Raw genomic sequence first — 26,758 nt, 5'->3', positions numbered from 1 at the left:
CCCATCGATTCACGGAGTCGCGCAACCGCACCGAATGACCGAGCGCACACTGGTCATCCAGACCGCGTTCCTCGGCGACGTGATCCTGACCACGCCGCTGCTCACGGCGCTGGCGGCGGAGTTCGGTCCGGTGGACGTGGTGACAACGCCCGGTGCTGCGGCTTTGCTCGAGTCACACCCGGCCGTACGCAAGGTGGTCCAGCACGACAAGCATCGCAGTGAACGCGGCATCCGCGGCGTGCTCCGGCTCGCCCGCCGGCTCCGTGCCGAAGGGTATGCGAGGGCCTATCTTCCGCATCGGAGTTGGCGCTCGGGACTCGCGGCACAGCTGGCAGGAATTCCGGAGCGGATCGGCTTCGACTCGGCACCGGCGCACTGGACCTACACCCGCACGGTGCACCGCGACCCGAACCTGCACGAGGTACCTCGCCTGCTCGCACTTGCCGGCGCACCGGACGAGTTCGCCGTCTCGCTGGGGATCAGCTACGCCGACGATGCGGCAGCGGCAGCGTGGCTCGATCTCGCAGGTGTCCCGAAGGAGTTCGTCGCGCTGGCGCCCGGCTCGATCTGGGGCACCAAGCGATGGGGAAAATTTCCGGAGCTCGCGGCGGAGCTCGACATCTTCGTGGTGACGGTGGGCGGGCCCGAAGATCGGGCACTTGGCGACACCGTGGTCGCAGCCGCACGCAGTGGCGGGATCAACGCGGCGGGCGCCCTGCCGCTTCGGGTGTCGGCCGCGCTGCTGGGCCGGGCCCGGGCACTCGTGAGCAACGACTCGGCACCGATGCACATGGCGCAGGCCGTGGGAACTCCGGTGGTAGCGCTCTTCGGCCCGACCATTCCGGCCTTCGGCTTCGCACCACGCGGCCCGGATGACGTGGTGCTCGAGGTGATCGACCTGAACTGTCGTCCCTGTTCGTCGCACGGCCCCAAGGTCTGTCCACTTGGGCATCATCACTGCATGACCCGGCTCGACGTGCTTCGCGTGCTCGAAGCGCTGCAACCCCTGCTGACTTCCGCGTGAGCGAGGCTCCTCTGGATTTCGTTCTCGGTATCGATATCGGTGGCACCAATCTCGTGGTCGGCGCCGTCGCTGCCGATGGCTCATGCGTGCTCGGCTCTCACTCCGCGCCGACGAACCCCGGCCGAGGTGCAGACGCCGTTGTTCACGATCTCATCGCGATGGGCGAACAGACCCTTGCGACACTGCAACGCGAAATCCCTGGAGCAAGGGTGCAGGGCATTGGCGTCGGAGCACCGGGCCCGCTCGATCGCCGCGAAGGCGTGGTGCTGCTCACGCCCAATCTCGGCTGGGTCAACATGCCGCTGCGGGCACGGCTCGCCGAGGGACTGCACCTGACCGCCGCACTCGACAATGACGCCAACTGCGCCATCCTCGGCGAGTGCTGGGTCGGTGCCGCGCGTGGCGCGAAGTACGTGATGGGAATGACGATCGGCACCGGAATCGGTGGCGGCATCGTCATCGATGGCATGCTCTACCACGGCGCCTCAGACTGCGCTGGCGAAATCGGCCACATGACGATCGACCTCGACGGTCGGCGCTGCGGCTGCGGCAACTACGGCTGCCTCGAAGCCTATGCCTCGGGGCCTGCAATCGCCCTGCGCGCGGTGGAGCAGTTGCAGTCGGGTGCCGAAAGCACCCTCACCGCACTGGTGGACGGTGACCTCGGCCGAATCACGGCGGCCACCGTCTATCAGGCGGCGCAACAGGGCGACTCGTTCGCAAAAGACGTCGTGCGCGAGACCGCCCACTATCTCGGCGCCGGGCTCGCCAACCTGCTCAACATCTTCAACCCCGACCGGGTCGTGATCGTCGGCGGCGTGACCCAGGCGGGCGACTGGCTCTTCGATCCGCTGCGACGCGATGTTGCGCGCCGCGCCTTCAAACCCGCGGTCCAGGCCTGCGAGATCGTGCCGGGAGAACTCGATGGTCTCGCCGGTGTCTATGGCGCGGCCAAGGCGTTTCTCGATCAGCGCACCGCAGGCATCATCTGATGCCACGGGTCGGCGTGATCGGTTCCCTGGTCTGGGACGAGATCCACGGACGCGATCCGCTGGCGGCGCCCGCGGAGGAATGGGGCGGCATCGCCTATGCGCTCGCCGGGATGGATGCGGCCCTTCCGCCAGAGTGGGAAATCGTCCCGCTCATCAAGGTCGGCTCCGACCTCGCGGCCGAAGCGGCGCGCTTCCTCGGCTCGCTTGCGCGAGTCGCGCCGACTGCACGGTGCATCGAGGTGCCGGTGGCGAACAACCGCGTCACCCTGCGCTACGAGTCGGCAGAGCGGCGCTGCGAACGGATGTCGGGTGGCGTGCCGTCGTGGACCTGGCCGGAGCTCGGGCCGATGGTCGCCGACCTCGACGCGCTCTATGTGAACTTCATTTCCGGTTTCGAGATGTGCCTCGGAACAGCCGAGGCATTGCGCCACGGCTTCAAAGGGCCGATCTATGCTGATCTGCATTCGCTCTTCCTCGGGATGGGAGGCGATGGGGTGCGGGTGCTGCGACCCCTTCCGAATGCTCCGACCTGGTTCTCCTTCTTCGATGTCGTCCAGCTCAACGAGGAAGAGATGCAACAGCTCGCTGCCGATCCGCTGGTTGTCGCCGCCGAGGCACTCGGGGCGGGAGTCTCCCTCTTGAATGTGACCGTGGGGCCAAACGGCGTTGTCTACGTTGCCCGACCGGGGTTCGACCGGTTGGGATCGCCGCAGGCCTCCGAAGCGGTCGCCATCACGACCCGCCGAGTACCGCCCCCTGCGGTGGACGCCACCGACCCGACCGGCTGCGGCGACGTCTTCGGCGCCACCTGCTTCGCCCGACTCCTTGCTGGCGATACCGTAGAAGCGGCGCTGACCGCGGCGAACTCAGCCGCCGCGCGCAACGCCACCTTCCGCGGCGCTGGCGGCCTGCCGCGCCATCTGCGCGGCGAACTGGTGCTCGCCTGATGCGGATCGTTCCGGTGCCCCAGGCGCTTGACGATCGCTCGCTCGATCAGCTCGCAGCCGGCATTGGCGTCTGGCCACCAACCGAGCGGCTGCTGGTCGATGCGCACGCAACCGAATGGGCCTCGCCGGCCGGATTCACCGCCCTGCTCACGCTGGGCCAGGCTCTCGCGGAGGTCGGGGTCGACAAGCCGCGATTCACGCTGCCGGCCAACGATCATGTCACCTCGTACTGGGCCAAGGCCGGGCTGCTCGAGCATGCGGCCGAGTATTACGAGCTGATCGGCAAGGTGCCGCGCCGCCGCGCCGACGAACAGAGCGACGTCCTGATCCCGGTCACCCCGATCCGCGAGCACCTCGACGTGCACGCGGTGATCGGGCGCATCAACGAGCGCTTCACCAACATTCTCAAGGACGAACTCGGCCATCCCGCCAGCGTCGTCGGCGGCTTCAGCCAGGCGCTGTCGGAGACCTGCCAGAACATCGTCGAGCACGCCGGAGCCGGTGGCTGGGTCGCCGTGCACGCGTATTCATTCCGCAAGCGACTCGGTCGCAAGGTGGCCGTGATCGCCGTGAGTGACGCCGGTGTCGGTTTCCGCCGCTCCCTTGAGGCAACCCAGGCCAAGCGCGCCGGCGACCGGTGGAACGACGGTGTCGCCATCGAGACGGCACTGATCCACAACATCTCCCGCTTTCGCGATCCGGGCCGCGGTCAGGGCCTCCTCAGCACCAAGCGCTATCTTGCGCGGTGGCAGGGGAAGATCTCGATTCGCAGCGGCACTGCACGCGTGGCAATCGTTCCGCCGTGGGACGACGAACCACCTCGCACCGAAGGCCTTGCCTGGTTTCCCGGCTCGCAGGTCAACGTCTTTCTTCCCGGTCCGGAGGCGGCAGAATGAGCGCAGTGATCCGGCTCGACCTGTTGCTGCGTGAGACGATGACAACGCCCTACCACGACCTGGTCACCCGACCCACCGGGGCCGCTATTCGTGAGCGCGTGATCCGTGCGCTCGAAGCCGCGCCAGGTCTCGACGCCGAACTCGACTTCTCGGCCGTCCGCATTCTCGATTACTCCTGTGCCGACGAAGTCGTCGCCAAGCTGCTCGCGGCCGAGCACCTGCCGGTCACGCGCATCGTGCTGCGCGGAGTGAGCAGTGAGCACGCCGATGCCATCGAGCACGCCCTCAACTGTCACGGCCTCGCCGTCGTGATCGTCGCCGCCGACTCGACGCTGCCCCGCCTGCTCGGCGCGGTCACCGATGACGGCCACGCCGTCTTCGCGGCGCTGCTCTCCTTCGGGCGCACTGAGGCGGTCCCGGTCGCCGACTCGCTGGCCTGGCCCGCCGCCCGCGCGCTTGAGGCGCTGCAGGACCTGGCGCGTCACCGCTGTGTGCTCGCCTACCCCGACGCCACCTTCGAGCTCGGAGCCGTCGCATGACGCCCCGCCGCCCAGGCCTCTCTACCATCGCGATTCACGGCCGGCCGCATCGCGGACCCGACTGGGCCCCGGCAGTGACTCCGATCTACCAGAGCACCACCTTCCGCAACCCGGTCGGGAGCGACGAGGAAGTGCTCTACACCCGCTATGGCAACAATCCGAACCAGGTCGAGCTCGCGAAGAAGTACGCCCTGCTCGAGGGCGCCGAGCGCGCGATCTTCCTGGCCAGCGGAATGGCGGCCACCGCCCTCGCGCACCTCGCGGTGTTGCGCCCCGGTGACCACCTGCTCGCGTCGCGCTGGATCTATGGCGGGACCCAGGTGCTTTTCGACAACGAGTTCATTCGCCACGGGATCTCGATCACCTACGTCGATCCCGATCACCCGCGCGACTGGCGCAAGGCGATCAAGAAGAACACCCGGGCGATCTTCGTCGAGGCGCTGACCAATCCGCTGATGCGCGTCGTCGATATCCCCGCGATCGCCAAGGTGACCCATCAGCACGGCCTCGCGCTGCTCGTGGATGCCACCTTCTGCTCGCCGATCAATTTCCGGCCGCTCGAGCACGGCGCCGATATCGTGATCACCAGCGCGACGAAATACCTCAACGGCCACACCGATGTCATCGCGGGCGCCGTGGCCGGTGAGGCAACGCTGATCGAGGAAGTCACCCGGCTGATGCGCTCCTGGGGACCGAGCATTGATCCACACGCGGCCTGGCTCACCGAGCGCGGGATGAAGACGATGGCCCTCCGGGTCGGGCGCTCCAACGACAACGCGATGGCCGTTGCAGAATGGGCCGAGAAGAGCAAGGCGTTCGGTGCCGTGCATTACCCGGGGCTCAAATCGCATCCTGACCACGCGCTCGCCAGCAAAATGCTCGACGGCTTCGGCGGCATGGTGGGGCTCGTGGTGCCGGGTGGAGCCGCGGGAGCGCAGCGCTTCCTCTCCCGCCTGCAGGTCATCACCCACGCGCCCTCGCTCGCGGGTGTGGAGTCACTCGTGTCCGAACCGCGACTCACGTCCCACAAGCCACTCTCGCCGGAAGAGCGCGAGGCCCTCGGCATTCCCGACGGCTTCCTGCGTCTCTCGTGCGGCTGTGAAGATGCCGCCGACCTGATTGCCGATCTGGAGGGTGCCCTCTGATTACCTTCCCATCGTGATCCGCTTCACCAAGGTCTCCAAGCGGTATCCCAACGGTACCGGTGCTGCCCTCGAGGACGTGTCCTTTCACGTCGGTCGCGGCGAGTTCGTCTTCCTCACCGGTCACTCGGGCGCTGGCAAGTCCACCCTGCTCAAGTTGATGTATGGTGACGAGCGCCCCAACGAGGGCGACGTCCGCGTCTCCGGCTTCGCCATCGGCGCGCTGCGTCGCGATGAGGTCTCCCGCCTGCGCCGCCGCCTTGGCATCGTCTTTCAGGACTTTCGCCTCCTCGAGGATCGCACGGCAGCCGAAAACGTCGCCTTCGCGCTTGAGGTCACCGGCCACCGCGCCGACGTGATTCCCGCGCGGGTCACCCGGGCGCTTGCCCAGGTCGGCCTGATCCAGAAGGCCGAGTCCTTTCCGCGCGAACTCTCGGGCGGCGAACAGCAACGCGTGGCAATTGCGCGAGCGCTGGTGAACGACCCGCCGGTGCTCCTCGCCGACGAACCGACCGGTAACCTCGATGAACGGGCGACGCGCGGGGTCTTCCAGCTGCTCGAGGACATCAACGCGGCCGGCACTGTGGTAGTGATGGCCACGCACGATCTCGATCTCGTCCGCAGCACCAACAAGCGGACGCTCGAGCTTCGCGACGGCAGGCTCGTCTACGACTCGGCCGAGCGGGGGGATGGCAAGTGAACCTCCTTTGGCGTGAAGCCTTCCTCGCGTTCCGGCGTACCCGCACGCTGTCGGCGCTCTCCATCATCACCATCGCCTTCGCGCTCTTCGTGACCGGTCTCTTCGGCCTGGTGGCGCTGAACCTCCGCTCGGCCCTCAGCGAGGTCGCCGAACGAGTCGAAGTCGTGGCGTTCGTGCTCCACGGCACGCCGTCGACCGGGCTCACCGTGGCAGCCCAGGATATCGCCGCCTTCCCTGAAGTGCAGGAAGTGAAGTACGTCTCCGAAGAGGAGGCACTCGAGCGGGCCAAGCACGATCTCGTCGAATTCAGCGATGCCTACAAGGATCTCGAGGTCAACCCGCTGCCGCCGTCGTTCGAGATCCGGCTCAAGCCGCAGTTCCGCGACGCCGTGCACGCGGGTGCGGTGGCGGAGCGCATGCGGTCGTTCGATTTCGTGGATGACGTGCGGTACGGCAAGGACTGGGTCCAGCGGCTCGATGCCCTGCGCACCATCGCGGGGCTGGTCGGGCTCGCGATCGGCATTGCCTTCGCGCTGGTGTCGATTGTCATCATCGGCGTCACGATCCGGATCACCGTACTGCAGCGCGCGCGAGAGATTCACATCATGCGGCTTGTCGGCGCGACCGACTGGTTCATCCGCGGCCCGTTCCTGATCGAAGGAGCCGCCAAGGGATTTCTCGGTGGCCTGCTCGCCCTGATCCTCTGTGCTGCCGTCTACTTCGGCTTCCGCTCCCAGGAATTCGGGCTCAGTGTCGGGCTGCACTTCTTCGGGTTCGGGCAGGTCATCCTGCTGCTCATCTTCGGCGTGCTGCTGGGGTTCACGGGATCGCTCGTGAGCGTCGGCCGGCACCTGAAGCACGTCTAAGCGGCCCAGCGTGCGACCCGCCCGGTTCTGGCTCCTCGCCGCGCTGCTGGGCACCGTGGGCGTATCCGCCAGGGTGGCGCCGCTATCGGCACAGACCAATCCCGAACTCGAAAAGCAGCGCAAGAAGCTCGACGACATCCGCCAGGAGCGTGAGCGTCTGCAGCGGCAGCAGCAGCAGATCGAGGGACAGGTCAGCGACGTTGGGGCGCAGTTGCGTCTCATCGAGCGCCGGAAAGAAGCGACCACCCAGCTGGTCACCGGGATCGAGCGGGAAATTTCCTCCCTCGGTTCGCAGCTCGAGCGCACTTCTGCGGAGCTGACGCTCACGCAGGACAACCTCGCCGATCGTCGCGCCGTGCTGCGTCGCCGCCTCGCGGACATCTACAAGCGTGGTCCGCTCTACACCTTCCAGGTGCTCCTCGCGGCCGAGTCCTTTGGCGACCTGCTGACGCGATACAAGTACCTCTATCTCACATCGCAGCAGGATCGCTCACTGGTGCGCGATGTCGAGAAGCTCAATGCCTCGGTCGATCGGAGGCGCAACGACCTGCTCGGCATTCGCACCGAACTCGACCGCCGGCGCGAAGAGCGCGAGGCAGAGCTCGACAACTTCGCCCGACTTGCCGATGAACGGCAGAACCGCCTGAAGGCGCTCGAGAAGACTTCAACGCAAGGCAAGCAGCGCCTCAGCACCCTCGAACGCGACGAAGGACGGCTCAACGATCTTCTCGCCGCACTCGAGAAGTCACGGCGCACGGCCGAAGCGAATCGCGCAGCACGCCCGAGCACGGTGAACGCGCCGTCGGTTACCGGGTCGCTCACCACCGCCGACCTCGGCAAGCTCGACTGGCCGGTCGACGGCCAGATCATCTACGATTTCGGACGTGACTCGCTCAAGAACGGCGGCGTGGTGCGCCACAACGGCATCGGCATCAAGGCGCCAGTCGGCACACCCGTGAAGGCGATCGAGTCGGGCAAGGTGGTCCTCGCCCAGCGACTCTCGACCTATGGCCTCGCCGTCTTCGTCGAACACGGCGATGGCTACTACAGCGGCTACATGCAGCTGCAGAGCGCGTCGGTCAAGGTGGGCCAGGAAATCACCCGCGGACAGGTGATCGGCGCGGTGGGTGGCGAGAACTCAGGCGATGGGCCGCATCTCTACTTCGAGATTCGTGGCAAGAACCAGATTGCGCTGGACCCGACGGCGTGGCTGCGGAGGAGGGTGGGGCAGTAGCGACGACAGATGACAGATGACAGATGACAGATGATGGATGACGGGTCGCGGAGTTTGTCATCCTGAGTGGAGCCCGCGCAGCGGGCGAAATCGAAGGACCCCCTACCATCGGCAAGAGGTCCTTCGACTCCGCGGCCTGACGGCCGCTGTGCTCAGGATGACACTTCTGTCATCTGTCATCTGTCATCTGTCATCCGCCCTCCGTCATCCTGTTGCTCTACGCGGCGGTCCCAATGCGCTCAACATCCTGCCGCTTCCCCGCCAGCATCGCCGCTTCCGCCTGAGCAAAGAGATCTTCCGGCTTGTGCACGCCCGGATGCGGGTAGCAGGCAATCCCGGCCGTCAGGCGGCAGCGCACGCCAAGTTGCAACTCGCCGAGTCCGGCTGGGCCAAGGCGTTCACGAATCCGGTGCACCGTGCCGCGCGCTCCCTCGAGATCGGTCTCGGGGAGCAGCAGCAGGAATTCTTCGCCACCATACCGCGCTACGAAATCCGGAGCCCGCAGTTCCTTCTGGAGCAGGCGACCGAGATCAGCGAGCACACGATGACCGCCATCACGACCGAGGCGTTCATTGATGGTTCGCATCCCATCGACGTCGAGCAGGATGATGGTGAAGGTCATGTCGTACCGGCGGGCCCGCTCGAACTCCTCGCGGATTCGCTTGTCGAGTGCGTCGAGCGTGCCGCAGCCGGTGAGCGGATCGACGTGGGCCGCGAGCGCTTGCCGTCGCGAAATCGCACCACGGCGTTCCTCTGCTTCGAGCAGTCGGGCGGTCGCGAGCACCGCATGCTCGGCGAAGGTAATGTGCCCTGGCGTGAGCGGCGCTTCGCCCCGGCGCGTCCGGAGCACCAGCGTGCCGAGGGCGCGACCAAGCGGCTGCAGCGGGATGGCGGCGACCGACTCGAGGTCGAGTGGTGGCAACGACATCGCCGGTCGGCCATGGAGTTCAAAGAGCGGTGAGCTGGAGACATCGCGAATGAAGAGCGTCTCGCCCGCCGCAAGCGATGCGACGGCCTCAGGCCAGCGTTCGAGGTCGACGTCGGCATCACGAACTTTTGGCGCATCGGTGGCCGCCACGAGCCGACCAATGGGGCCGCCCTCAGCATGCAGCAGGCACGACACCGAGCGGACCTCGATCGCGTGACCAATGGCCCGCACGAGGGCGTGCAGCATCTCGTCGCGGTGCAATTCGACCGCGACCTGCTGCAGGACCTCGAAGAGCTTGAGATCACCCGCGCTCGGCCCGTGGATCGCCGTTCGCGGCGACACGAGGCGGGCACGCAGCCGCGCAATCAGCGATGGAGCGTCGGACGGGAGCAGGATCGCTTCGTCCGCACCTGCTTCGGCGGCGCGAACGAGGTCTTCGGGGTCGTTGGAGTTGAGCAGCACGACAACCTGCGCACCAGTCGCACGCGCGGCACCAAACGCTTCGACGAGCTGACGGCAATCTTCGGCGAGCCCCATACAGGTCGCTAGCACGAGGGCTGGACGCCCCGGGTACTGTTCAGGGTCGTCGGCCTCGGCCACCTGGAAGCCAGCCCGCAGCAGATCACGCTCGAGCCCATCGGGTCGACCGGTCGGGTCGCCCGAAAGAACAATCAACGGACGGGGTGCCCTTCCTTTGGAAGGAACCCGCGCGCCGGGAGGAGTCGGTTCAATGCGCAAGACGTCGGTCACTCGACCTCAACAGGAAGCAACGGCTCAGGGGATGGCGCCCACCTCGGAACGACTGGGTGCCCACGTCTCGACAGCGGGTGGTCCCGCCACGGCCCCGGGCCGCGGGGCGGCGATCGGAGCGACGGCGATTCAGATCTTCACCAAGACCCCGAACATGTGGCGGGAACCTGTAGTGACTCCGGAGATCGCGGATGCCTTCCGGCGCGCCCGCGATGAACACCCGGTCAGCTCGGTGGTCTCGCACGATTCGTACCTGATCAACCTGGCCTCCCCGGAACCAGCCAATCGGGCCCGGTCAATCGAGGCCTTTCAGGGCGAACTGACCCGCTCCGATGCCCTTGGGCTCGACGGAATCGTTTCCCACCCCGGCAACTTCATCGACGACCATGATGCCGGGATGGAGCGAAATGCGGCGGGGATCACCGAGGCCCTCCGGGCCGTTCCGGGCAAGGTGATGGTCTATCTCGAGAGCACCGCCGGGACCGGCAGTGTGCTGGGGCGGAGCTTCGAGGAACTCCGGGGGTTGCGGGATCTGGTGGGTGACGACGTCCGCCACCGGGTCGGCTTCTGCGCCGACACCTGTCACCTCTACAGCGCCGGCTACGACCTGCAGGGCGATTACGACGGGGTCTGGGCTGCCTGGGACCGGATCATCGGCCTGGAGCACCTCTACTGCCTCCACCTCAATGACTCCAAGACCCCTTTCGCCTCGAAGAAGGATCGCCACGAACTCCTGGGTGAGGGTTCTCTCGGGCCGGAGCCCTTCCGGCGCATTATGCAGGACCCCCGGTTCGCCGGGATCCCCAAGATCCTCGAAACCCCCAAGGGGGAGATCGACGAGGTCACCAACGACCGCCGGATGCTCTCCCTCCTGCGCGGATTTGCGACTTCGATTTGACCCTGCACCCGGTTCCCGGCACCTTTGCTGGATGCCCCTCACCCGAGCCCATCTCCTCCTCGCCTGCTCTGCGGCCCTGATCGGGACCGGACAGGCGAGCGCGCAGGCCGCCCTTCGGCTCAGTGCCGGCGCCGTCGTCAGCACCCCGCTCGTTCGCGACGATCTCGGCGGACCGATCACGCTCAAGCCGGCGATCGCTCCGACGCTGGCCGTCGCGGTGAGTCACGACGTCGGCCTTGGGTACCGCTTGCAGCTCGAGGGCGCCATCGGCAGTTCGACCCTCAAGGTCACCGACAACGGCGTCAACGATGAGCTTGGCGCGCTCCGCACCATGAGCCTGACCCTGCTCCTCGACGGTCCCATTGGCCACAGTCTTCGTTGGCAAGCCGGTGGCGGTGCCCTGCTCTACCGCCCCGCCGAGAAGTTCGGTGTCTTCCTCGATGACTCGCCGACCCGCTGGCTGCTCGCGGCGGGCGCCTCGTGGTCACGCCCGCTCAACGCTGCATACTCGGTTGTCGTGAACGCGCGCTACAACTACTCGACGTTCACCACGAAGCACCTCGACCAGATCGGCTACTCGCAGTTCACCACGGTGCAGCGCGTCGGCCTCTTCGCCGGTGTGGAGCGGAGGTTCTGATGCGGCGACTCCTTCCGCTGCTGGCGCTGCTGGTCGTCGGCTGCTCCGATCTGGTCTCGCCGCTGCGCACAGGGCCTTACGACTATCGGCAATTCGTCTCAAAGGGCACGCCGGACGGCGCGGTCGATACCGTGACCTTCCACTGGCCGCGCTCGGCGTTGCCGGTGCGGGTCTGGGTCGGCGCCGACGACCCGCTGAAGCCCCACATGCAGCTTGCCATCAGTCGCTGGAAAGCAGCGTTCCTCTACGGTGAGTTCGACGCCGTGATGGTCGACGACTCGTCGAGAGCCGACGTCATCGTCAGGAACATCGTCGCACCACCCATCGGCGGCCTGCTGATGCGGGCGGAAGCCTTCGCGCCCGAGTGTCGCGGTGCCACCGACATCCCATTCAACTTGACCAATCACACGGTCCTCTTCCCGTTCCGGATCTACATCTACTCCCGCTTCACCCCGGACCCGCCGGGGCTCGACGGGTGCTACCGGATCACGGCCACGCACGAGCTCGGTCACGCACTTGGACTCTTGCGCGAGTCGCCCAACATCGGCGACATCATGTTCGGAGATCCGGTTGTCGACCAGCTCTCCGAGCAGGACCGCATCACCGCCGAGACCTTGTATCACCTGCCCTCACGACTCGCGCCTGGTCCACGACGCTGAGTCTGCCTTTTGTATGCTTCTGATGGAGACGTGATGACCGCCTCGACCACGCCGCTGGACGTCGCCGCACCTTCCTGGGTCAAGCATCCCAAGCTCGTCGCCTGGGTGCAGGAGATCGCGACGCTCACCCGTCCCGATGCGATTCACTGGTGCGACGGTTCCCAGGTGGAATACGACGCCCTCTGCGAACAGATGGTCGCCAGCGGCACCTTCGTGCGGCTGAACGAGTCGAAGCGCCCCAATTCGTTCCTCGCCTGCTCCGACCCGGGCGATGTGGCCCGCGTGGAAGACCGCACCTACATCTGCTCGCACCGCAAGCAGGACGCCGGCCCGACCAACAACTGGGTCGACCCGCGCGAGATGCTCGATACCCTCACCGGGCTGTTCGACGGCGCGATGCGTGGCCGCACCATGTACGTGGTGCCGTTCTCGATGGGCCCGATCGGCTCACCGCTGTCCCATATCGGCGTCGAGCTTTCCGACTCGCCCTACGTGGTGGTCAACATGCGGATCATGACCCGCATGGGGCGCGCCGTGGTCGAGTCGCTGGATGGTGGTGACTTCGTGCCCTGCGTGCACTCGGTCGGCAAGCCACTCGCACCGGGCGAGGCCGACGTGAAGTGGCCCTGCAACGCCGAGAAGAAGTACATCGTGCATTTCCCGGAGGATCGCCAGATCTGGAGCTACGGTTCCGGCTATGGTGGCAACGCGCTCCTGGGCAAGAAGTGTTTCGCGCTGCGCATCGCCTCGGTGATGGGCCGCGATGATGGCTGGATGGCCGAGCACACCCTGATCCTCGGCGTCGAAGATCCCAAGGGCGAGAAGACCTATGTCGCGGCGGGTTTCCCGAGCGCGTGCGGCAAGACCAACTTCGCGATGCTGATCCCGCCCGAGGGCTACGCCGGGTGGAAGGTCACCACGGTAGGCGATGACATCGCCTGGATTCGCCCCGGCACCGACGGCCGGCTGCACGCGATCAATCCCGAGGCCGGCTACTTCGGCGTGGCACCGGGCACGTCGTGGGAGACCAACCCCAACGCGATGAAGACGATGGAGAAGAACGCGATCTTCACCAACGTCGCACTCACTCCGGATGGCGATGTCTGGTGGGAAGGGCTCACCAAGGAGCCGCCCGCAAAGCTCACCGACTGGCAGGGGAAGGAGTGGACGCCTGACGCCGGGCGCCCGTCGTCGCACCCGAATGCGCGCTTCACCGCGCCGGCGTCGCAGTGTCCGTCGATTGATGCCGCGTGGGAAGACACTGCTGGTGTGCCGATCTCGGCCTTCATCTACGGCGGCCGCCGCGCGACCACAGTGCCGCTCGTCTACCAGGCCTTCAACTGGAACTTCGGCGTCTATCTCGGCGCCACCATCGGTTCGGAGACCACGGCCGCTGCGGCTGGCGCTACGGGTCAGGTGCGTCGCGATCCGTTCGCAATGCTGCCGTTCTGCGGCTATCACATGGGTGACTACTTCAATCACTGGCTGCAGATGGGCCGCGGCCTGAGCGAGCCGCCGCGCGTCTTCTGTGTCAACTGGTTCCGCAAGGACGGCAACGGCAAGTTCATCTGGCCCGGCTACTCGCAGAATATGCGCGTGCTCGAATGGGTGGTGAACCGGGTGCGCGGGCGGGCAAGCGGGATCGAATCACCGATCGGCTGGATGCCACGCTACGAAGACCTCCGCTGGGACGGCATGGCCTTCCCCAAGGAGACCTTCCTCGCCCTGATGGAAGTCGATCGAGAGCAGTGGAAGTCGGAACTGCTGTCGCACCGCGAGTTGTTCGAGAAACTCTACGATCGCCTGCCGCAGGAGTTCATGTACATGCGTGAACTGATTCTCTCGGCCCTCTGGCGTTCGCCGGAGACCTGGCGACTCGAGGCCGAAACGGTCTAGGCGGTGCCACGAGATTGACGGCACAAACAACGGGGGGCGAGCCAATCGGCTCGCCCCCCGTTGGGCTTTGAAGTGACTCGGGGTGCACCGCACGGGTCTCTGGTGAAGTGTAGTTCTCCCCGTCGACAACTGCTGCCGGCCACCAGAGGTAACGCATTGCAGTATATTGCTTTGCAGTTTCACGGCCGGACCAGCTATCGTGGCTCGCATCGCCAGAGTGTGGCCCGACTCCGACAGCGCGAAACCACACCGAGGGGACCCGTGCTCCCACGCCAGGCACCCGAAATCATCCGCGATCCGCTCTGGGACAACATCCGTCTTGAGCCCGCCGCCGTCGCGGCGCTCGACACGCCCACGGTGCAGCGCCTCCGTCACATTCGCCAGCTCGGCCACGCCTTCCTCGTCTACCCCGGCGCCACCCATTCGCGCTTCGAACACGCGCTCGGCGCCTACCATCTCACGCGCCGCGCGCTCGCATCGCTCAATGAGCGCGGGGATCTCGACGGCATCGACGAAGAAGCGCGGCTCGCGGTCCGCCTCGCCGCCTTGTTGCACGACATCGGTCACTATCCCTTCTCGCACGCGCTCGAAGAAGCCGGCTTCACGCATCACGAGAGTCTTGGCGCGGCACGTCTTCGCACCGGTGAGCTCGGTGAGGTGCTGCGCTCTCTGGGTGGCGAGCCGCTCATCGATGCCATCGCCGCCTTGATTCAGGGCACCAGCGATTCGCCGCTCGGGGGGTTGATCTCCGGCTCGATTGATCTCGACAAGATCGATTATCTCAGTCGCGATGCGCGGATGTGCGGGGTGCCCTATGGACAAGTCGATGTCGATCGCCTGCTCGCCTCGATCTCGCTCCTGGATAACGCAACAGGGGGCCGCGAAGTCGGCGTGCAGGAAAAGGGAACCAGCGCACTGGAATCACTCCTCTTCGCCAAGTACCAGATGTATCGCAACGTCTACTGGCATCACGCGGTGCGCTCGGCGACCTGCATGTTCAAGCGCGCCGTGCGCGCCACCGTTGCCACTGGCGCGCTCGATGTCGCCACGGTGGCCGACGCGACCGACGGCACACTCACGACCCTGCTGCTCGAACTCGACCCGACCGGCCTCGCGCGGGGTGTACACGAGCGGCGCCTCTACAAGCGCGCGCTCGATCTCCCGGCCACTGCGGTGCCAGCGGATCTCCCCGACTGGCTCTGGAACGATCCGGTGCGGCTGGCCGAGGCGGAGGATGCGCTCGCGCGCGCGCTGAAACTGCCCAACGGCGGTGTGCTCATCGATTACCCCGAGCGTGCCAACATGCTCGAGGTAGATCTGCCCTTGCTGACGCGCGGAGGCACGGTCGAGCGCCTCACCGATGAGGGACGCAGCGGGCAGCTCGGCCTGCCCCGCGTCGCCGACGAACTCTATCGCACGGCGCGTCGGCTGCGAATCTTCACGAGTGAACCGCGCAAGCTCGACGGCATTCCCCGCGAGTTGCTCACCCCCTCCTGAACGTTCGAGCGTCGGATGCGACGGACCTTCCTGCTGGCGATCGCGCTTGCAGCATGCGGACACTCAGAACCGTTCGTCGGCACGTCGGGTCGCGCCGATGGCCCCCTGAACGCCGATGGTCAACTCACCGTCGGGGCCTACGGAGATTTTGATTGGGCGGGTGACGGCTCTGGCGTGCTGCTCCTCATGCCCCGACCGAACGAGAGTTACGACCTCCCGCTACTCGTTGGCGTCGGACGCAAGGATCCGCTCGACAACTGTCTCGGGCTCATTCCCGCGGCCGGCGGAAGCATGATCTGGCAGTTGTGTGACCGGACCCTGACCCACTATCGCGATTCCAACGATGTGTTTGTCAGCGCGGCCGTAGGCGGGATGGGAGAGTTGCTCTACATGCAAACCCACCAGCGCCCAGGCTTCTTTTTTCCGGTAGGCACCGAGGCCGAACTCTGGCTCGGTTCCCGACACGCACCGTACGCCCAGCGCAGGCACCTCCTGCGGCTCTACCGCGACGACAATGGCCATCCCACCGTGACGCCCGATCAGATCAACTGGCTCACCGACCTGCAGTGGGCCGGATCGGGTGCTTTCATTGCGCGCGCCTACTATCTCCGCCCCGATTCGCTGTTGACGCCGTTCGGCATCACGCACGGGGTCATTTCGCGCGACACCACGTTGCTCACCATCATCCCCGGCACCGCCGCCATCGGGCGCTTCGCATCGGCCGAGGGAGGCAGCACCATCGTGTATGACAAGCCGGGAAATGTGATCGTTGCCCTGCCGGTTGCTGGCGGCCCGGAGCGCATCGTCGACACCCTGCCATTCGCGCCATCACGGGCCGTCGTAAGTCTCAGCTGTCAGCAGGAACTCTGTCTGGTCGTCACCCGAGAGGCGGGGGGGGGCAGCGTCGCCTCGAGCAATATCTGGCGCATCTCGCTCGCCACTGGTCAGGCGTCGATCCTGCAGACCTTTATCGGGCGCGCTGTCCCGGAAGTTGCGCGGCTCTCACCCGACAGGACACGGGTGGTAGTGCGGAAAACCGATGGCCGGCTCTACCTGCTCGCCGACCTGCTGAACTAGCCCGGCCTCAGCACCCACCCGCGCCGGGATTCCGGTCACGCGGATCACGGGTCGGCAGACTTCCATCGAGCCGCAGCACGTAGGCGTCCTGCACCTGATTGCCGTCGTAGCGAATCGACTGCAGGATGCTCGCTGGCCTGTTTTTCGAACTGCTGAGCGCGTACCAGTTGTTGGTCGACTCGGTGTATACCGGTCCGCAACGGACCAGCTGTACGGCAATTCCCTTCTGATAGACCACGCCGAGCATGTGTTCGCCACGCGGGTGCAGCCCGATCTCGTCGAAGTAGAGCACCTTCACCTGGGTCGCGCTGCCACTCGCCATTACCGAGAACTCCCGCCCCGCAAGCTTCACCGTGCCGTTGAGGCTCGACGGATTCGGGTCCTGTTTGTATGACAGGTCGACCTTCTTCGGTCCGGCCGCATCCCAGACAATCTCCGGCACCAGCGTTGGCAGGGTCTTCCAGTCGTATCCGGTGGCAGGAGCGAGGAGTGCGACAACGGTTTGCGCCAGGAGTTCATGAGGCTTCGCGCTCGACACCACAGTGCGCTCCGCTCCCGCCGCGCATTGTTCACTGTAGAGCGCCAGCTGATTCGGTTGCAACCGCGGCAGGTCGGCGCCGTACCCCAGCACGAACCCTTCGGCCGGCCGGCCCGCAACCGCGCCCTGCACCGAGAGGTAACCGGGGCCGGTCAGGCGATACCAGTTGGTGCTTCCGGCGGCTCCGTTCACTGGACAGCGCGCGAGCGATGGATTGAGTGAAGCCGCCTTCAAGGCGGCGACAATCGCGGCCTCGCCAAAAGGCGCCCCGCTGTTCCGGAAATAGATGTTCATCACCATCGACCGCGCGCCCGTCGCGACCACCGCGAGCGGCCTCCCGGCAAGCGTCGCCTTCCCCTGCCGCGCGAAGCAGCCACCGTCGGGGAGGCAATTGGTGAGCGCGGTGGGTGGCAGCGGAGCCCAGGTGATGGCCGGGAGTTTCTCGAGCATGTCCCAGCCCGGCGGTCCGCCGAGGGCAAGGTACGCCTTCACCATCGCAACAAACTCCGCCTCGGGAGAGGAGCGGGCGCGAAACGCGGCCAGTGACGCAATGGCGAGCAAGGGTGCCATTGCGGAGATGAACCGGACGGGACGTGGGAACCGGGGCATGGGGCGTTCCAGGCAAGGAGAAGAAGATTCTACTTCCTCGTGCGCGGTGCCGCCCGGAATCGGTGCATCAGGGTCGCGGGCGCGACCCCGGCGTTACTACCCGCGCATGGTCGGCATTTCGCCGGTCGGCGGTGACACTTCTTCGATCCGCACCAGGATGCAGGTGATGTTGTCGAGGCCGCCGCGATGGTTGGCATCGGCAATCAGCTTGTCGACCATCTCCTCGAGCGGCAGTTCACTCCGCATCGTCTCGGCGACATCCTCGTCGTCGAGCATGCCCGTGAGTCCGTCAGAGGCGAGCAGGATCAGGTCGCCGGCCTCGAGCGTGCCGAAGTAGAGATCGGGAACGACATCGCCGCTGGAGCCGACGCAGCGCGTGATCACATTGGCGTACGGATGGATCCGCGCCTCTTCGGGCGTGAGCCGGCCGGCGTCGACCTGTTCCTGCACGTAGCTGTGATCCTTGGTGAGCTGCGTCAGCGTGTCGCCGCGCAGCAGGTAGGCTCGTGAATCACCCACCTGGCCGATGAGGTAGCGACGCGGCAACAGGTTGAGCACCGTGGCCGTGGTCCCCATTCCCCGCTTGTCGTGTTCCTGCAGGGTCCGCCGGAAGATCGCCGCGTTGGCCGCGCGAATCGCCCCGACCATCTGAGCCATCAGCTCGTCGTCGGTCATCCCACGTGCGGGGCGGAACTCCTCCGACACCAGCCGGGTGGCCATTTCGCTGGCCACTTCGCCCGCGGCGTGACCGCCCATGCCGTCGGCGACCACAAAAAGCCCGCGGTCGCTCGCCATCATGTAGCTGTCTTCATTCCCGGAGCGGACGACCCCGACATCGGTTCGGGCGGCGCAGGAAAAGCGCATTCAGCGGGCCTGGAGAAGGAAGTAGGCGACGGCGACGATGGCGACCACGGCAACGGCCGCAATGAACCATACGCGACGAGAAGGAGCTTCGGACTCAGGCATCACCAGGAATGGCGTCGACGCCTCATGGAACCGCCGGATGCGCTCGGTCGGCTCCACCTCATCAACGAACCGGGCCGGGTCGAGCACGACGGATTCCAGCGGCGGCACTTCTTCAACCTCAGGTACCGGCTCGGGGGCTTCGATGGCGACCTCAGCCGGCGAATCTTCCCAGCGATCCTGGGGGTCGAACGCCAGACGAACTTCGCCCAGCTGGATCTCGGAGCCTGGGGCAAGCAATGCCGCCCCTGCGACGGCCGCGCCGTCCACCAGCGACCCACCAGTCGATCCGAGGTCGCGAAGCGACCAGAGACCGCCCCTCAACCACAATTCGGCGTGCTCCGGGGCCACAGAGGGCGCCACCAGCACGACGTCGTTGTCGGGCGCGCGACCGAGCCGGGCCGTCGTGGACCGCACCGGAAAACGCTCGACCCCACCGACGCCCGATCGGACGAAAAGCACAGCCAGCACGGGTCCTGCCTCATCCCCCATCGCCGGCACCAGCGTGCCAGAGCTGGGGTCGTGCAGCAGTATTCCGTCCAGGGTGGACTCCATCGCCTAGGGTTGATCGGTTGGGGGTCGGGAAAGCTATCCGACGCCCGGGGAGGGGGGCAAGCGAAATCAGCCGACGCCCTTTCGCGGGACCTCCCCTCGTTGCAGCCGGACGAGCCGTTCGTACAGCCCCCGTGCCGCCATCAGCTCGGCGTGCGACCCCATCTCTCGCAGCTCGCCGTGGTGAAATACCAGGATCCGGTCGGCATCGAGGACCGTCCCCAGACGATGCGCCACCACCAGGGCCGTCCGCCCCTGCCGCAACGTAGCGAGCGCCGATTGGATCTTCCCCTCCGACTCGGGGTCGACCGCACTGGTCGCCTCGTCGAGTACCAGAATCGGCGGTGACCCGGCCAGCGCCCGCGCGAACGACAACAGCTGCCGCTCGCCCACCGACAATGATCGGCCACGCTCCGCCACGACATGAGCGAGGCCGCCCGGGAGCCGCTCCATCAGCCCGTCAGCGCCCACCGCCGCCAGCGCCCCCTGCACTGCGGCCGGTTCGAGATCGCGATCGAGCCGAAGATTCCGCTCGAGATCCCCCCGGAACAGAAACAGGTCCTGGGGCACAAACCCGATCCTCCGCCGCAATTCCCCCGTGTCCACCTCGGCAATGTCCACGCCATCGACGAGAATGCGACCCCGTGTCGGCGCATAAAAGCGCAGCAGGAGGGAGAGCACCGTGCTCTTGCCAGCACCGGTGTGCCCCACAAGTGCCACCGTTTCGCCCGGGGCAACCCGGAAGGAAACCCCGGAGAGTGCATAGGATGCGTCATCGGAGTAGCGGAACCAGACATCCTCGAAGACCACTTCACCGCGGGCCGGGACCGGAAATGCTACCGGGTGCACCGGTTCGGGCACCTCGATCGGGGAATCGAGCAGTCGGAAGAGCCGCTCACCGCTCGCCATGGCGCTCTGCAGCAGGTTGAATTTTTCCGACAGGTCCTGCAACGGCTGGAAGAAGCGGCGGACCAGCTGGATGAACGCCGCGAGAGTGCCCACCGTGAGGAAGCCACCGATCGAACGGAGCCCACCGTACCAGAGGAGCAGTGCCACGGCAGTGGCGGTGAGCACTTCGACCACCGGAAAGAAGAGCGCGTAGAGATGGATCGAGCGGAGCTGGGCATCACGATGAGCCCGGTTCGTCTCCGCAAAAGCGGCCCCGATGGCGGCCTCGCGATCGAAGAGCTGCACCACACGCACGCCGGAGAGGTGCTCCTGGAGGAATCCATTCATCCGGGCGACGGCGCCGCGAATATCGCGAAACGCCTCGCGCATCGACTTCCGGAAGATGGCCACCACGATCCCCATCAGCGGCAGCACGGCAAAGGCCACCAGCGCCATCCGCCAGTTGATGGCCAGCATCATCCCGCTGATGGCGAGGAGCGTCGCGATGTCGCCGATCACCGTGACGACGCCAGAGGTGAAGAGCTCGTTGAGGGTCTCGACATCGGAGGTGACGCGCGTCACCAGACGGCCCACCGGCTGGTGATCGAAGAACGACACGTTGAGTCGCTGCAGCTTCTCGAACACCTGTCGCCGCAGATCCGACATCACTCGCTGACCGACCCAGGTCGTCACCACGGTCTGGACGTACTCGGCAACAAAACCAACCAGCAACGCCGCGAGAAAGAGCCCGCCCAGCGTGAACAACATCGCACTGTCTTTGGCCGGGATCACCACATCGAGCGCTCGCCGCGTGAGCGCCGGGCTCACCAGGGCAAGCGCCGCATCCACCAGCAACAGCCCCACGGCGGCGGCAACCCCCGCACGGTAGGGGCGCACGTAGCCGAGGAGCCGCCGACCCATCTGGGGATCGGCGGCTCCGAGAACCGGCTCGTCAGCGGCCACGCCGCTCACGTCGCGTCGACCTCGATCTCCTTCACCCCGCTGCGGACCCAGGTCGAGAAGACCATGAAACCGAAGGCGATGGTGAACCAGCTCAGGATGGAGCGCCACACGAGGGTATAGAGCGGCGTGAGTTCGCGCGGCAGGTAGAGCGACATCACCGCCGCCGACAGCACTTCAGCAATGCCGGAGGCACCGGGCGTCGGCGCGAAGTAGAGCAGGAAGGTGATCAGCGTCTGAAGCAGCAGCACATCGACGAACTGCGCCTCGATGCCGACGACGCGCAAGGCGACGTAGCCGGCGAGCAACTTGTTCGCGTGGCTCGGGCCCGACACGATGGTGGCCCAGAAGAGCGATAGCCAGCCACGCGGCGTGTTGAACACCTTCATGCTCGCGTGTGCGGTATCGATCCCGGCGTGCAGCGACTCGAGTCGCGCGGCGACGCGGGCGCTCCGGTTGCCGAGCGCACCGGCGATGCGATGCACCATTGCCGAAATGAACTTCGGCGCGATCAGCACGACCAGCAGCAGCACCCCGAGGAACGCGAAGATCCCCATGCTTCCCTTGAACAGGTCGAGCAGGGAAAGCCCGAGCACATCGCCGCGGCCGCCGAGCGATTTGCCGGCGCCGAGGAGGAGTGCCAGCGGACCGCTGACGGCGAAGAAGATCACGGTGGCGATGAACGACATCAGCGTGATGGTCATCGCCTTCGCGACCGGGACACCGGCGCGCTTCATGGCGTACACCATCATCGGCGAGGCCCCAGCCTGAAGCGGTGTGACGTAGGCACCCCACGCACCCATCCCGCCGGCGATGACCATTCCCCAGAATGGCGGCCGTTCGTGGACCTCGCGCGCCAGGATCCAGAGCCGCAACCCGCCCCCGAGCCAGTCCATCGACGCGAGCCCCAGCCCGACCAGCACCCAGCTCCAGTGAATTCCGCTGAGCGAACGGACGAATCCTGCCCCATCGTCACCATAGACCAGCACGGCGACGTAACCCACCAGGGAGATCAGGACGAAGAGGGAGAAGCCGCGGCGGAGCGCCTTGGGAGTCAGGAGAGCCATTGCGCCAAACGTACGCGCGGAGCGCCGACCTGAGAAGTGGCTCCGTGCAGGATGACAGATGACAGATGACAGATGACGGATCCCGGGCGGGGAGATCCCTCCTCCGAACATCGGTCATCTGTCATCCGTCATCTGTCATCTGTCATCCCTCATCCTTCATCGATTACGTTTCACGGGTGCATCGCCCCGTCATCCGCGTCGTCAACGCACGCCAGCACAATCTCAAGGGCATCACGGTCGAGATTCCGCGCCGCTCCCTGACTGTCGTCACCGGTCCTTCCGGTTGCGGCAAGAGCTCGCTCGCGTTCGATACCCTGTATGCCGAGGGCCAGCGCCGCTACATCGAGTCGCTCTCCACCTATGCCAAGCAGTTCCTCGAGCGGATGCCGAAGCCGCTGGTGGACCGCATCGAGGGGATCGCTCCTGCCGTCGCGATCGAACAACGCGCCCCCGCGATGTCCTCGCGTTCCACTGTTGGAACGGCGACCGAGGTCTACGACTACCTGCGCCTCCTCTGGGCCCGCATCGGCGAACAGTTCTGCATCAAGTGCGGCGCACCGGTGCGCCGCGACACGGCGCAGTCGAGTACCGACGCCACCCTGGCTGCGCTGACGGGCCGGATCCAGGTCGCCTTCCCGCTGCCACCATCGGCCCACGTCTCGCACACCGGCACCGTCGAGAACCTGCGCGCCCTCGGCTTCGTCCGTCTGCTCGTCGATGATACCGCCTTCCATCTCGACGAACTCCCTGACGGGCTCGACCTGATCGCCGCGAAGGAAGTGCTCGTCATCATCGACCGGCTCGTGGCCGTGGAGGATCAGCGCGGTCGCATCGCCGAAGCCATCGCGAGCGCCTTCGATGAGGGCGAAGGGATCGCGCTGGTGCTTGGCGAGGCTCGCCGCCTTCGCTTCACCGAATTTCCAGCGTGCAGCAACTGTGACACGCCAGCCGCCGTGATCACCCCGGCGCTCTTTTCGTTCAACAATCCGCGCGGGGCGTGCCCCACCTGCAACGGCTTCGGCGCGGTGCTGCAATACGACATCGCGCTCGTGGTCCCCGATCCGGAACGATCGATCAGTGAAGGCGCCATCGATCCGTGGACCAAGCCGCGCTACGAAGCGAAGCGGCAGCTGCTCGCCTCGACGGCGAAAAAGCTCGGCGCCGATATTGACGCGCCGTGGCACACGCTCCCGACCGAGGTGCAGGAGACGCTGCTCCACGGGAAGTCGGGGAAATATCTCGGCATCTTTCCCTTCCTCGTCGGGCTGGAAGAGAAGCGCTACAAGCAGTACATCCGCGTCTTCCTGCGGCAGTACCAGCTGGCCCACCAGTGTAGCGTCTGCCACGGTGCGCGACTTCGCCCCGAGGCGCTCGCCGTGCGCGTGGCCGAACGCACCATCGCCGATGTCGCCGCACTCAGCGTCGACAAGCTCCACGCCTGGTTCGCCGGCTTGCAGCTCGCAGATACGGCGCGCATCGTCGCCGACCTGGTGCTCGAACAGGTCGCGAGTCGCGTCGAGTATCTCCGCGATGTCGGCCTCGGCTACCTCACGCTCGACCGCCAGACGCGGACTCTCTCCGGCGGCGAGGCCCAGCGCATCGCCCTGTCCAATGCACTCGGCTCACGACTCGTCGATGCCCTCTACGTTCTCGATGAGCCGTCGATCGGCCTCCATCCGCGCGACACCGACCGGCTCCTCGCCCTGCTCTTCCGGCTGCGCGACCTCGGCAACACCGTGGTGGTGGTGGAACACGACCCCGCGGCGATCAAGGGCGCCGACTGGATGCTCGAGCTCGGGCCGGGTGCCGGCGAACAGGGTGGCCAGTTAGTGCACAGCGGCCCCGTCGCGGATGCGCACGACACCCTCACCGCCGACTATCTCCTCGGCCGCAAGCGGATCGGCATTCCGAGTGTGCGCCGTCCGCTCGGGCCAGCGTGGCTCTCGGTGCGCGGCGCGCGGCTCCACAATCTCCGTGGCGTCAACGCGCGGATTCCGCTCGGTACCCTCACCGCCATCACCGGCGTGTCGGGCTCGGGAAAGAGTACTTTCGCCTACGACGTGCTCTACCGGCAGCTCGAACGCCGGCTCGAGGGCGAGCACTCCGCCAAGACGCACCTGGGCGAAGAAGTTGGTGAAGTCGATTCCATGCAGGGCTGGGAACTCATCACCGATGTCGTGCTGGTCGACCAGACGCCGATCGGCCGCTCGCCCCGCTCGAATCCAGTGACCTATATCAAGGCCTACGACGAGATCCGCGAACTCTTCGCGGCGCACCCGCTCTCGAAGCAGCGGAAATACACGCCGGCGACCTTCTCATTCAATCTGCCAGGTGGCCGCTGCGAAGAGTGCGAAGGTGCCGGACACGTGCAAGTGGAGATGGTCTTCCTCGCCGATGTCTTCGTGCCGTGCGAGGTCTGCGGCGGGACTCGCTTCAAGCGTGCCGTACTCGACGTGAAGCTGCAGGGCTTCTCGATCCACGACGTGCTGCAGTGGAGTGTCGACGAGGCGATCCGCCGCTTCCGGCATCAGCCGAAACTGGGCGCCGCGCTCTGGCAGCTGCAACAGGTGGGGCTCGGCTATCTCCGCCTCGGGCAACCGGCCACCACCCTTTCTGGCGGCGAAGCGCAGCGGCTCAAGATCGCTCGTGAGCTGATCGCGGCGCAGAAGCGTGGCGGTCGCAAGCTCTACCTGCTCGACGAGCCCACCACGGGTCTCCACCTCGACGATGTGCGAGTACTGATCAGCGTACTCGACAAGCTGGTCGACGCGGGCCACACCGTGGTGGTCATCGAGCACCATCTCGATGTCATCAAGCGCGCCGACTGGGTCATCGATCTCGGTCCCGAGGCCGGCGATGGCGGCGGCGAGATCGTCGCGATGGGCACGCCCGAAGAAGTGGCCGCAACCGCGGGCTCGTGGACCGGCACGTTCCTGAAAGGGGTGCTCGCGGAAGGATGATCGAGAAGGGAGAAGCGAGAAGGGAGAAGCGAGTGAATCGCCGCAGAGTCGTAGTCACCCTGAGCAAAGCGAGGGGGCGGAGCATCGCTGCAGTACCAGGCTCCGCCCCCTCACTTCGTTCAGGGTGACAGCGCCCCCGCTTCTCCCTTCTCGCTTCTCGCTTCTCGTTTCAGTAGTTCCCATACCTCCTCGACATTCCGCCGCTCCGTCCGCCACGCGCCGATCGCGACCCGGATCGCGTACTTGCCGTCGAGCACAGTATGCGTGAGGTAGACCCTCCCCGACCCATTCACACGCTCCATCAGCGCCGCGTTATGTGCCGCGAGCACTGCCTCATCTCCAGCGAGCGCTTTCGGCACGTGCCGGAGACAGACCAGCCCCAGCGGTGCCGGGGCGAGTCGCTCCCATCCTGCGGCCTCGTCGACCCACTGCGCCAGCTGCTGCCCCATCGCGATATGCTTGCGGATCAGCGCCTGCAGTCCGGCCACGCCATAGGAACGCAGCACAAACCAGAGCTTGAGTGCGCGGAAACGCCGGCCGAGGGGAATCCCCCAGTCGCGATAGTTGACTACTTCCGCGTCGTGGCGGGTGCGGAGGTATTCGGGGTTTGCGGCGAAGGTCCGCAGCAACCCATCCACATCGCGCACGAAGTAGGTCGAGCAGTCGAAACTCGTCATCATCCACTTGTGCGGATTGGTCACGAACGAATCAGCGAGTTCCACACCGTCAAGCAGTGGTCGCGCCTCGGGAAGAATCGCCGCCGAGCCACCGTAGGCACCATCCACGTGATACCACGCGCCGTGCTGCCGCGCGGCCTCGCCAATCGAGCGTAGCGGGTCGCAGGCGGTTGACGACGTCGTCCCTATCGTTGCCACCACGATCCCGGGAACCAGCCCTTGCTCGACATCCTCGGCCATCGCGGTCATGAGGGCGTCCGAGCGCATTGCGAAGGCATCATCAACCGGAATGATCCGGCAGCGGTCGACCGGAATCCCGGTCAGTCGTGCTCCCTTCGGGATCGACGAATGCGCCTGTGAAGTCCAGTAGGCCGTCATCCGTCCGGCATCATCGGCCAGCCGCTCGCGCGCCGTGAGGAACGCCACGAAGGTCGCGGTGGATGCCGAATCCTGAATGACACCGGTGAACGCGTCGGAGAGGCCGAGCAGCTGGCGATACCAGACCATTACCACCTGCTCGAGTTCGGTTGCGGCAGGGGATGTCACCCAGCTCATGCACTGGGCACCGAGCCCGGCGGTGAGAAACTCGGCCAGCACCGAGGGCGGCGACGTGTTGGATGGGAAGTAGGCGAACCACCCCGGATGGCCCCAGTGGGTGATGCCTGGGAGTACCTGCTCGCGAAAATCGCTGAGGATCTGTTCGAATGGCTCACCAGCCAGCGGTGCCGCGGTGGGGAGCGATCGGCGGAGATCGCCCGGCACAACTGCCGGGACGATCGGCCGCGTTTCGATATCGCGGAAGTAGTCCGCGAGCCAGTCGACGATCTCGTGACCGTGACGGCGGAAGGCTTCGTTGTCCATG

General features: G+C 66.2%; 23 protein-coding genes. 16 read left to right on the top strand and 7 right to left on the bottom strand.

The window, feature by feature from the left end; translation table 11 throughout:
* Nucleotides 1–34: 34 nt before the first annotated feature.
* From V4558_15755 to V4558_15715, 9 genes are read left to right on the top strand one after another with little or no spacing between them, the layout of a single operon-like run.
* Nucleotides 35–1,024, top strand: coding sequence for a glycosyltransferase family 9 protein (locus tag V4558_15755; GenBank protein MES2306957.1), 990 nt, complete (start codon nt 35–37; stop codon nt 1,022–1,024).
* The gene (locus V4558_15750) at nt 1,021–2,016 is read left to right on the top strand and encodes an ROK family protein (GenBank protein ID MES2306956.1); all 996 of its coding nucleotides are present in this window, start codon (nt 1,021–1,023) and stop codon (nt 2,014–2,016) included. Before V4558_15755 ends, V4558_15750 begins: the two co-directional genes overlap by 4 nt.
* Nucleotides 2,016–2,963, top strand: a complete 948-nt coding sequence (locus V4558_15745) for a PfkB family carbohydrate kinase (GenBank protein ID MES2306955.1) — start codon at nt 2,016–2,018, stop codon at nt 2,961–2,963. The genes V4558_15750 and V4558_15745 overlap by 1 nt, the downstream gene beginning before the upstream one ends.
* Nucleotides 2,963–3,859, top strand: coding sequence for an ATP-binding protein (locus tag V4558_15740; GenBank protein ID MES2306954.1), 897 nt, complete (start codon nt 2,963–2,965; stop codon nt 3,857–3,859). Before V4558_15745 ends, V4558_15740 begins: the two co-directional genes overlap by 1 nt.
* Nucleotides 3,856–4,398: a hypothetical protein gene (locus V4558_15735; GenBank protein ID MES2306953.1), complete on the top strand. Its 543-nt coding sequence runs from the start codon at nt 3,856–3,858 to the stop codon at nt 4,396–4,398. The genes V4558_15740 and V4558_15735 overlap by 4 nt, the downstream gene beginning before the upstream one ends.
* A complete protein-coding gene (locus V4558_15730; GenBank protein ID MES2306952.1) occupies nt 4,395–5,543 on the top strand; it encodes an aminotransferase class I/II-fold pyridoxal phosphate-dependent enzyme in 1,149 nt (382 codons plus the stop codon). Before V4558_15735 ends, V4558_15730 begins: the two co-directional genes overlap by 4 nt.
* A 13-nt stretch (nt 5,544–5,556) precedes the next feature.
* The gene (gene ftsE, locus V4558_15725; GenBank protein ID MES2306951.1) at nt 5,557–6,240 is read left to right on the top strand and encodes a cell division ATP-binding protein FtsE; all 684 of its coding nucleotides are present in this window, start codon (nt 5,557–5,559) and stop codon (nt 6,238–6,240) included.
* Nucleotides 6,237–7,106 (top strand): permease-like cell division protein FtsX, encoded by an 870-nt coding sequence (locus tag V4558_15720; GenBank protein MES2306950.1) that lies wholly within the window; start codon nt 6,237–6,239, stop codon nt 7,104–7,106. The genes ftsE and V4558_15720 overlap by 4 nt, the downstream gene beginning before the upstream one ends.
* 10 nt (nt 7,107–7,116) lie before the next feature.
* On the top strand, nt 7,117–8,340 hold the full coding sequence (locus V4558_15715; protein ID MES2306949.1) for a peptidoglycan DD-metalloendopeptidase family protein: 1,224 nt from the start codon (nt 7,117–7,119) through the stop codon (nt 8,338–8,340).
* Nucleotides 8,341–8,557: 217 nt separating this feature from the next.
* On the opposite strand, the gene V4558_15710 is transcribed toward V4558_15715, so the two are convergent.
* Complete coding sequence (locus V4558_15710; GenBank protein ID MES2306948.1) at nt 8,558–9,943, bottom strand: diguanylate cyclase; 1,386 nt, start codon at nt 9,941–9,943, stop codon at nt 8,558–8,560.
* A 55-nt stretch (nt 9,944–9,998) separates the two neighbouring features.
* On the opposite strand from V4558_15710, the gene V4558_15705 reads away from it, so the two are divergent.
* From V4558_15705 to V4558_15680, 6 genes are all read left to right on the top strand, one after another.
* Nucleotides 9,999–10,916: a deoxyribonuclease IV gene (locus V4558_15705; GenBank protein ID MES2306947.1), complete on the top strand. Its 918-nt coding sequence runs from the start codon at nt 9,999–10,001 to the stop codon at nt 10,914–10,916.
* 31 nt (nt 10,917–10,947) lie between these two features.
* Nucleotides 10,948–11,553 (top strand): hypothetical protein, encoded by a 606-nt coding sequence (locus V4558_15700; protein MES2306946.1) that lies wholly within the window; start codon nt 10,948–10,950, stop codon nt 11,551–11,553.
* Nucleotides 11,553–12,212 (top strand): hypothetical protein, encoded by a 660-nt coding sequence (locus V4558_15695; protein MES2306945.1) that lies wholly within the window; start codon nt 11,553–11,555, stop codon nt 12,210–12,212. The genes V4558_15700 and V4558_15695 overlap by 1 nt, the downstream gene beginning before the upstream one ends.
* Nucleotides 12,213–12,245: 33 nt before the next feature.
* On the top strand, nt 12,246–14,108 hold the full coding sequence (locus tag V4558_15690) for a phosphoenolpyruvate carboxykinase (GTP) (protein ID MES2306944.1): 1,863 nt from the start codon (nt 12,246–12,248) through the stop codon (nt 14,106–14,108).
* A gap of 261 nt (nt 14,109–14,369) precedes the next feature.
* Nucleotides 14,370–15,605 carry an HD domain-containing protein gene (locus V4558_15685; GenBank protein ID MES2306943.1) on the top strand — a complete coding sequence of 412 codons (1,236 nt, stop codon included), beginning with the start codon at nt 14,370–14,372 and terminating at the stop codon, nt 15,603–15,605.
* A gap of 15 nt (nt 15,606–15,620) precedes the next feature.
* On the top strand, nt 15,621–16,682 hold the full coding sequence (locus V4558_15680) for a hypothetical protein (protein ID MES2306942.1): 1,062 nt from the start codon (nt 15,621–15,623) through the stop codon (nt 16,680–16,682).
* Nucleotides 16,683–16,689: 7 nt separating this feature from the next.
* Here the strand turns inward: V4558_15680 and V4558_15675 are convergent, their stop codons facing one another.
* From V4558_15675 to V4558_15655, 5 genes are all read right to left on the bottom strand, one after another.
* Nucleotides 16,690–17,790 (bottom strand): hypothetical protein, encoded by a 1,101-nt coding sequence (locus tag V4558_15675; protein MES2306941.1) that lies wholly within the window; start codon nt 17,788–17,790, stop codon nt 16,690–16,692.
* A 135-nt stretch (nt 17,791–17,925) separates the two neighbouring features.
* Nucleotides 17,926–18,693 carry a Stp1/IreP family PP2C-type Ser/Thr phosphatase gene (locus tag V4558_15670; GenBank protein MES2306940.1) on the bottom strand — a complete coding sequence of 256 codons (768 nt, stop codon included), beginning with the start codon at nt 18,691–18,693 and terminating at the stop codon, nt 17,926–17,928.
* Nucleotides 18,694–19,347 (bottom strand): FHA domain-containing protein, encoded by a 654-nt coding sequence (locus tag V4558_15665; protein ID MES2306939.1) that lies wholly within the window; start codon nt 19,345–19,347, stop codon nt 18,694–18,696.
* A 66-nt stretch (nt 19,348–19,413) separates the two neighbouring features.
* The gene (locus V4558_15660; GenBank protein MES2306938.1) at nt 19,414–21,204 is read right to left on the bottom strand and encodes an ABC transporter ATP-binding protein; all 1,791 of its coding nucleotides are present in this window, start codon (nt 21,202–21,204) and stop codon (nt 19,414–19,416) included.
* Nucleotides 21,201–22,259 carry a lysylphosphatidylglycerol synthase transmembrane domain-containing protein gene (locus V4558_15655; GenBank protein ID MES2306937.1) on the bottom strand — a complete coding sequence of 353 codons (1,059 nt, stop codon included), beginning with the start codon at nt 22,257–22,259 and terminating at the stop codon, nt 21,201–21,203. The genes V4558_15660 and V4558_15655 overlap by 4 nt, the downstream gene beginning before the upstream one ends.
* A 176-nt stretch (nt 22,260–22,435) precedes the next feature.
* Here V4558_15655 and uvrA point away from each other — a divergent pair, with 176 nt between their 5' ends.
* Nucleotides 22,436–25,219 carry an excinuclease ABC subunit UvrA gene (gene uvrA, locus V4558_15650; GenBank protein ID MES2306936.1) on the top strand — a complete coding sequence of 928 codons (2,784 nt, stop codon included), beginning with the start codon at nt 22,436–22,438 and terminating at the stop codon, nt 25,217–25,219.
* A gap of 119 nt (nt 25,220–25,338) precedes the next feature.
* Here the strand turns inward: uvrA and V4558_15645 are convergent, their stop codons facing one another.
* Complete coding sequence (locus V4558_15645; protein MES2306935.1) at nt 25,339–26,757, bottom strand: pyridoxal-dependent decarboxylase; 1,419 nt, start codon at nt 26,755–26,757, stop codon at nt 25,339–25,341.
* Nucleotide 26,758 lies beyond the last annotated feature (1 nt).

The sequence above is a fragment of the Gemmatimonadota bacterium genome, assembly GCA_040388535.1.
In the GTDB taxonomy this organism is placed as follows: domain Bacteria; phylum Gemmatimonadota; class Gemmatimonadetes; order Gemmatimonadales; family GWC2-71-9; genus Palsa-1233.
This window is presented reverse-complemented; position numbering and strand designations above follow the sequence as displayed.

Coding starts and splice junctions, on each gene's coding strand:
- V4558_15755 (MES2306957.1), top strand. CDS start 35: ATGACCGAGCGCACACTGGTCATCCAGACCGCGTTCCTCGGCGACGTG.
- V4558_15745 (MES2306955.1), top strand. CDS start 2,016: ATGCCACGGGTCGGCGTGATCGGTTCCCTGGTCTGGGACGAGATCCAC.
- V4558_15740 (MES2306954.1), top strand. CDS start 2,963: ATGCGGATCGTTCCGGTGCCCCAGGCGCTTGACGATCGCTCGCTCGAT.
- V4558_15735 (MES2306953.1), top strand. CDS start 3,856: ATGAGCGCAGTGATCCGGCTCGACCTGTTGCTGCGTGAGACGATGACA.
- V4558_15730 (MES2306952.1), top strand. CDS start 4,395: ATGACGCCCCGCCGCCCAGGCCTCTCTACCATCGCGATTCACGGCCGG.
- V4558_15705 (MES2306947.1), top strand. CDS start 9,999: ATGCGCAAGACGTCGGTCACTCGACCTCAACAGGAAGCAACGGCTCAG.
- V4558_15700 (MES2306946.1), top strand. CDS start 10,948: ATGCCCCTCACCCGAGCCCATCTCCTCCTCGCCTGCTCTGCGGCCCTG.
- V4558_15695 (MES2306945.1), top strand. CDS start 11,553: ATGCGGCGACTCCTTCCGCTGCTGGCGCTGCTGGTCGTCGGCTGCTCC.
- V4558_15690 (MES2306944.1), top strand. CDS start 12,246: ATGACCGCCTCGACCACGCCGCTGGACGTCGCCGCACCTTCCTGGGTC.
- V4558_15680 (MES2306942.1), top strand. CDS start 15,621: ATGCGACGGACCTTCCTGCTGGCGATCGCGCTTGCAGCATGCGGACAC.
- V4558_15675 (MES2306941.1), bottom strand. CDS start 17,790: ATGGCACCCTTGCTCGCCATTGCGTCACTGGCCGCGTTTCGCGCCCGC.
- V4558_15670 (MES2306940.1), bottom strand. CDS start 18,693: ATGCGCTTTTCCTGCGCCGCCCGAACCGATGTCGGGGTCGTCCGCTCC.
- V4558_15665 (MES2306939.1), bottom strand. CDS start 19,347: ATGGAGTCCACCCTGGACGGAATACTGCTGCACGACCCCAGCTCTGGC.
- V4558_15655 (MES2306937.1), bottom strand. CDS start 22,259: ATGGCTCTCCTGACTCCCAAGGCGCTCCGCCGCGGCTTCTCCCTCTTC.
- V4558_15645 (MES2306935.1), bottom strand. CDS start 26,757: ATGGACAACGAAGCCTTCCGCCGTCACGGTCACGAGATCGTCGACTGG.